Annotated in this window: 5 protein-coding genes; 2 read left to right on the top strand and 3 right to left on the bottom strand. The window is 64.2% G+C overall.

Annotated elements, in window-relative coordinates:
- Nucleotides 1–109 precede the first annotated feature (109 nt).
- The gene (locus KAY22_RS22625) at nt 110–1,402 is read left to right on the top strand and encodes a site-specific integrase (RefSeq protein ID WP_296625441.1); all 1,293 of its coding nucleotides are present in this window, start codon (nt 110–112) and stop codon (nt 1,400–1,402) included.
- Here KAY22_RS22625 and KAY22_RS22620 read toward each other — a convergent pair.
- The 3 genes from KAY22_RS22620 to KAY22_RS22610 all read right to left on the bottom strand — a co-directional run bounded on the left by KAY22_RS22620 (nt 1,341) and on the right by KAY22_RS22610 (nt 4,348).
- Nucleotides 1,341–1,850: a hypothetical protein gene (locus tag KAY22_RS22620; protein ID WP_296625440.1), complete on the bottom strand. Its 510-nt coding sequence runs from the start codon at nt 1,848–1,850 to the stop codon at nt 1,341–1,343. The two genes, KAY22_RS22625 and KAY22_RS22620, sit on opposite strands and share 62 nt — an antisense overlap.
- 4 nt (nt 1,851–1,854) lie before the next feature.
- Nucleotides 1,855–3,663 carry a DUF3363 domain-containing protein gene (locus KAY22_RS22615; RefSeq protein WP_296625438.1) on the bottom strand — a complete coding sequence of 603 codons (1,809 nt, stop codon included), beginning with the start codon at nt 3,661–3,663 and terminating at the stop codon, nt 1,855–1,857.
- 523 nt (nt 3,664–4,186) lie between these two features.
- Entirely contained in the window at nt 4,187–4,348 is a 162-nt protein-coding gene (locus KAY22_RS22610) for a hypothetical protein (protein ID WP_296625437.1), read from the bottom strand.
- 363 nt (nt 4,349–4,711) lie between these two features.
- Between KAY22_RS22610 and KAY22_RS22605 the strand changes: the two genes are divergently transcribed.
- Entirely contained in the window at nt 4,712–5,872 is a 1,161-nt protein-coding gene (locus tag KAY22_RS22605; protein WP_296625436.1) for an IS110 family transposase, read from the top strand.
- The last annotated feature ends 683 nt before the right edge of the window (nt 5,873–6,555 follow it).

Genomic DNA, 6,555 nt, shown 5'->3' with positions numbered 1-6,555 from the left:
GGTCGGTGCAGCCCCATTGTGTGCCCCAATTCCACCCAGCTAGACCTGCGACTTGAACGCGTTCTGCTGTCGGTTTCGGCAGGGCGCCTAGCCAAGCTGGTGTGCCCCAATGCTCACGGACGCAAAACTGAAATCCCTCTATTCGTCGCCACCGGCGGAGCGAATTGAACTGAACGACGGGACGATCTCCGGGCTCCTGCTTCGCGTGGGCCCACGCGGCCGGCCGACCTGGACGCTCCGCTACACCGTGAAGGGACGCGGCGGCGTCACCGAACGCGGCAAGAAGCTAGCCGGCCGCAAGTTCTATCGGATCACGCTCGGCGAATATCCGGCCATCTCCCTGCTCAAGGCGCGAGCCCAGGCCGCCACCATGCTGGCCGACGCCGACAACGGCATCAATCCGATCGAACGGCTCGAGAGCGCCGCGACCGTGCGGCGTGGGACCATCGCCGAACTGTCCGAATCTTTCCTCGAACACCATTGCCGCGGCCGCCTTCAGAGCGCCGGCAAGGCCGAATGGATCATGCGGGACTACGTGAACCCGCGGTTCGGCGACTATGCCCCGAAGCAGGTAACGCGCCGGGATGTCATCGCCCTGCTCGATGACCTCAAGAAGCGCGCGACGCCAACCGCGACGATGGACACCCGGAAATGGCTTTCGGTCTTCTTCAACTGGGCTCTGGAACGGGAACATGTCGACTTCAACCCGGTCAGCGGCGTTCGCTCACCGGTCAAATCGAAGCCGCGGGAGCGCGTTCTCAGCCTCGATGAAGCCCGCGCCGCCTGGAAGGCGGCCCAGACGGAGCCCTACCCGTCCGGCTCGCTCATCTGCTTACTGATGCTTACGGGCGCCCGGTTACGGGAGATCGGCAACGCGCAGGTGGGCTGGCTGGATCGCGCCAATGCGTGTCTCGATATCCCTGGCGAGGCCTACAAGACCGGCGATCCCACCATCATCCCCTTGATCCCCGAAGCGATGGAGATTGTCGAACGCATCCCGAAACCGCCGCGAGGGCCGTATCTGATCACCTCGAATGGCGGAAAAAGACCGGTCTGGACGGCGACGCCAGCGGCGCTCGCGCGGATCCGTGAAGGGGCCGAGGCTCGTCTCGGCCGCAAGATCGACCGTTGGACGATCCATGACCTCCGTCGCACTGCTGCCACCCACATGGCGCGTCTGGGCGTCGACGAGATCGTGGTTGAGCGTGTGCTTGGGCACCGGATCGGCGGCGTCAAAGGCGTCTACAACCGCTACCGCTACATCGAGGAAAAGCGCGCTGCGCTGCAACTCTGGGCGTCCGAACTTCTCGCGGAGCCGAGTGCCGCGAAAACCCGTGGAACTAGAAAAGCCCGAGCTGACGCTCATCCGCAGCCGGAGCTCGTTTCCGCTGAACAGGCTTAACAACCGGCTCGGGCGCCATGATGATGGGAGGAGCCTTGACCTGCGGCTTCGCGACGATCTGCGGCTTTGCTGGCGGAGCGACCGTCGCCTGCGGCGGCGGCAGGTGGTACGGTCGACGTTTCGCGACCCACACACGCACGTCTTCGGCGCGGAACAGGTTGACCTTGCCGCCGGGTTTCACAGCCGCTGGAAATGCCTTCGCCGGATCGCGACGGATGTCCCACAACGCGCGCCGCTTCAGCTTGAGGTAGGAGCAGACCATCGCGGTGGTCCACCATTCATCGTCCAGCGGACGGATTGAGGCACTCGGCATTGTCGATCCCTGTTGAGAACCCTCTGAGAAAATCATCTCGCGGTGCGTTTTCCACAGGAGACAATCCATCGTTGTATTTGCGGCGGAACCGCCGCACGAGGCGATGCGCCTGCAAGCGAGGTCTTGATCACGCATCACATCAGATTCCGAGTCCGAGCCCTCTTCCGCGCTGGAGGCTCCACGAGATCGATCGACCGCGTTGAACGCCGACCACGTTCTGACCCGCAAACCGTTCCAGCGCCGGACGCCACGGTACGAGCTGCGAGGTTTGATCCCCGACGATGAGGGCCACCCTTCCCTGCGCCAGGTCGATGCGGCGGGTGTAGACCCCCGACACGGTTCCCGAGCCCAGCGTCACTGGCATGCCAACCTCGCTGGACAGGATCTTTGCTGTCGTTCGAAGCTCGTGCGCTTTCATGTCTTCAAGCGCCTGTCGCGGCAGCATCTTGTCCGCCGCCCCCATCCAGCCTTGCTCGATCAGGAACAGACGCCGTTGTCGAAGCGCGGCTTCAAACTCCCGCGCCAGATGGCCGGCGCCATCAGGTGAGGATTCCTGACCCGCGAGGGCACGGTCGAGATGCGTCGGTCCGGCCGCGGCGATCTGGTTGGCGAGCGGCATGTAGCTAAGCACACGCGGGGCCATCGGGGCACGGACGAGACGCGCGCGCTCATAGGTCAGCACACGATCGAGATGGTCAGGAGCGATGTCGAAGATGCCGTCCCTGCCCCGAGAGATCAGGCCTGCCCGGCGCATGGCCTCCAGCCGCCTGATGTTGGCGGCGACAAGACCGTCGGGGACGTTTGCTTCCATCCGGGCGTGGATGTCAGCCGAGTAGAGGCCGCGATTGAGGCGGGCGACGCGCGCCACGGCCTCGTCTGACGGGCCGGTGCGGGCCTCCTGGGGCTCGAAGGCAATCAGCGCGCCTTTTAGGGTGTCCTCCAGAACCGCAGCCGCGCCGGGTTCCCGGAAACGGGTATAGCGAAGCTCTCCGCGGCCATTCTCGATGATGGCGATAAGATTGTCTGCCCCGTCATCGGAATGCGATAGGCCGACAAGCCGTCCGGATTCCTGGCGGGTCACATCAGCAGCCAGAACCGGCATGCCGGTGAAGGCGCGTCCCTGACGGGCGACGATGCGCGCGACTTCGTCGCTGTCCGCCATCTGACTGAGCTGGGCTGGCAGGTCCGAGGCAAGGCGCCAGCTGCCATCCGGACCGACAGCGGCAAGTCCCCACCCTGACAGCGTGTCGAGGCGGCGCGGTAGGTCGGTGTGTCGGAATGAGCTGCCAAGGCCGCCCGGACCGTCGAGGGCGATGAGCTCCCGGTCGAGCCGGGTGAATGCGCGGGCCCCGATATCCCGGTCGCGCATCCGCTGGAGCTCCAGCGCCGGCCTCGGCCCCAGGATCCGGGTTGCGATCTCCTGCGCATCTTCTCGGATCGCGACCGATAGCACCTTGCCTGGGATGATCAGGTCTTTCCCGTCGGCGCGGATCCCCCGGACGAGGACATGGGTGTGCGGATTGTCGGTGTCCCAGTGGTCCACCGCCAGCCATTGGAGGCGGGTTCCGACATGGCGCTCGAGGCGCGCCATCGTCTCACGGATGAACGGGCGGAGTTCGCCGAGATCGGTGCCATCCTCGGCGCTGATGATGAGGCGGAAGTGACGCTTGTCCGCATGCCAGCCTTGCGTTGCGTCTCTCGCATCGAGCGAGTTGCGGGACTGGTCGTAGAAGCGCTCATCGCCGCCTTGTCGCTCGCGCGACAGGTATCCGATCGTTGCATCAATATGCTGTTCAGATGACCGCTCCTGGCTACGCGAAGGCTCCCGCTGATCGCCGACCTCAGGCTGGTTCTGCCGCGCGGCACCCTCCCGGCCGAGGTAGGCGACATGGGCTCGGAGCGTCTTGGCCTGCCCTGCGACATGGGCCACGAACCTGGCCTTCACCACGACGCGGCGCTGAGTAACGCGGACCGGTCGCGCGCGTGATGCCGACCCCTTTGCGAAGTGCGCGCGCACTGGGGACTGTGCGGCAGGTGCGCTGCTTTTCGGCTTGGATGGTGGCGCACGTCGCGCAGCCGCGCGCACCTGCTTCAGTGCAGGACGAGCGTCGCGCGCTGAACGTCCGATCCGGATTTGGAATTCATTTTCGTCACGCTGCATGGCCTCAGCATCGCGCATCCAAGACGCGTGTCGACAGCTTGCAATCGGTTCGAGAAATTGCGGCGGATCCGCCGCAAACGTCCTGGGGGTTAGAGGCGGATATTCCTATGTGCAGACAAGGCGGTGGGCGTCCACACCGCCGCTCTACCTTAATCTTGCATTCCACCGCACCCACCCCTCCACGACCGTCTCCTGCTTCACCGCGCTTCAGACCTCACGCAACAGAGACTGCTCGTCGAACGTCATCGCACCTGCGGATCACGGAGATCGAATGAGACGAGAGCGACATAGGCCGCTCTCGCTGGCCGCCTCAGATCATCGCCTCATTTACCCGGTCGAGATCGCCGGTAAGGTCCAGCATGGCCGCCAGCTCAGCCTGGATCTCGCGGGCCTCCTCGGCGTCAGTCGTCGTCCGCAGTTCGGCGCGCAGCTCCTCGATGTGGCGCTCGATCGTGAAGGTCTTCGTGAACATCGTCGTCTCCTGTGTTTGAAGGACGATGTCGGCGGGCGGGCGTGATGGAGCGGGTCAAGGGATCGCGCTAAGGCGCGACCGCGCAGCGGCGATGGGGGTCACGATTTTTTTGGCTCTTCCGCCAAAAAAATGGTGGGGCCTCGTCGTCCCTTGAGGCGGTCCATCACGCCCGGCACACTGCAATGACCTGAGCAACCAATTCCCCTCCTGCACGAGCCAAGAGACGACTTGCAGAGACAGATCCGCACCCGCCGACCGTCAGGGCGGCCAAACAGAATGAAGATCCCATGGGGCGGGTTAGCGCTCCGCTCGGCTCCCGGCAGAGTGCGGCTCTTGCCCACTCAACCCCACTGGAGCTGACTGATGCAGAATGATCATCGACCCGACCAGAGCGCCATCCGTACCGATCTAGGCGCCCTCTTTGTCTCGCTTGAACTCAGCCGCTCGACTTGGCTGATCACGTCCCTGTCGCCCGGTGTTGGAGAAAAGCTGTCCAAGCATTCTATCCCGGCTGGTGACGCCGGCGCATTACTGGCTCGTCTCACGCTTCTCAGGCAGAAAGCGACTGCCCGGACAGGGCGTGCGTTCCCGATTATCGTCATACAGGAGGCCGGGCTGGACGGGTTCTGGATCCACCGTGTTCTTGAGAGTGAAGGTGTGGAGAGCCATGTCGTTGACGCAGCCTCGATTCTCACCTCGCGCCGCCGGCGGCAAGCCAAGACCGATCGCATCGACGGCGAGACGCTGGTTCGAACGCTGCTCGCCTACAAGCGCGGCGAGCCGCGCGTGTGCTCAATGGTCCGCGTGCCGACGCCAAACCAGGAAGACCGCCGTCGCATCTGCCGTGAGCGCAAGGCCCTCCTCACCGAGCGGATCGGCCATACCAACCGGATCAAGGGACTTCTCTGCACGCAGGGCGTCTTCAACTACAACCCGCTTCTCCGCGACCGTCGCGCCCGGCTTGAAGTCCTTCAGACCGGCGACGGCCGTCCGCTTCCGGAACGTATGAAGGCGCAGATCAGCCGGGAGCTGGATCGCATCGAGCTGATCATCGCCCAGCTCAAGGCGGTTGAGGTAGATCGCGATCTGCTCCTCGAACAGGAAGAGGCTACCCCGACAGTTCCTGCCGTGATGCTCGGCCGGTTGAAGGGGATCGGCCCCCAGATCGCCACCCTGTTATGGTCTGAAGCGCTGTACCGCCACTTCGACAACCGGAGGCAGGTCGCGGCTTATGCTGGCTTGGCGCCGACGCCGTGGAAAAGCGGATCGATCGATCACGAACAGGGCGTCTCGAAGGCTGGCAATCCCCGGCTACGCACGACGATGATACAGGTCGCCTGGCTGTGGACGCGCCATCAACCGGGCTCGGCGCTTACACTCTGGTTCAAGGACCGTGTCGAGCGCAACGGCGGCCGGATGCGCAAGACCGCCATCGTCGCCCTGGCGCGAAAACTTCTGGTTGCGTTTTGGAAGTACGTCACCAGCGGCGTTGTCATTGAAGGGGCCGTGATGCAGGCAGCCTGACTCGATTTTGGCAATCCCCGGGACCTGATCAGTCCTGACGGATCCAGGCAGACGAGCCGATTGCAGCCATGGCCTAACCCGCCGCAATGAAGAATGGCGTCGTCTACCTGAGCTCAACACCCGTCGAATGCGGGATATTGGTTGGCTGCGACAACGCGGCGACCGGATGTGAGGTTGATCTGGTCTTGGGACCAGGTCCGGCGAAAGAGCTCAGGCCTTGGACTCCGAACTGATCTTGCGAGGTAGCCGATGCCGATCTGACATCCGTTGACACGAAACACCCCATGTGAGGCTGCAAGGAGCCTGCGCACCGGGTCTATCCGGTGCTGCATGGCGGGAAGCGCCGTCGAGCGGCTGGCGGCGCGGAGCGCCCGCAGGGTCGCGCCCGTAGGAGCCGCGCAAGGCGCGGCGGGACCGAGCGTGACCGCCCGCCGCCCTCCGTCATCTTGCCTCCCGGTCCCTCATCGGCAGACCCTCTTGCTGCCCCGCAGGCGCCGATCCAGCACTTGGGGCCTCTATTGGAGTTGCCGGCGTTTGTCAGAAATATGTATGCGGGGTTCTGACAAACCGGCGTCGCAAGCCTTCAAGAGCCGCTTGACGCTCTTGTGTCAAGCGAAGTGGAGATTTGCTCCCCTGGGCGAAGTGAAGAACTGACCCCCCTCTCACTGCGTAGCTGTGCTGTT

It is taken from the genome of Rhizorhabdus sp., from assembly GCF_018006725.1.
Classification (GTDB): Bacteria; Pseudomonadota; Alphaproteobacteria; order Sphingomonadales; family Sphingomonadaceae; genus Rhizorhabdus.
The sequence above is the reverse complement of the archived record's forward strand: the minus strand, read 5'-3'. Positions and strand labels throughout refer to the sequence as shown.

Excerpts from the sequence above, each read along its gene's own strand:
- KAY22_RS22605 (WP_296625436.1), top strand. The coding sequence starts at position 4,712 with ATGCAGAATGATCATCGACCCGACCAGAGCGCCATCCGTACCGATCTA.
- KAY22_RS22625 (WP_296625441.1), top strand. The coding sequence starts at position 110 with ATGCTCACGGACGCAAAACTGAAATCCCTCTATTCGTCGCCACCGGCG.
- KAY22_RS22610 (WP_296625437.1), bottom strand. The coding sequence starts at position 4,348 with ATGTTCACGAAGACCTTCACGATCGAGCGCCACATCGAGGAGCTGCGC.
- KAY22_RS22620 (WP_296625440.1), bottom strand. The coding sequence starts at position 1,850 with ATGCGTGATCAAGACCTCGCTTGCAGGCGCATCGCCTCGTGCGGCGGT.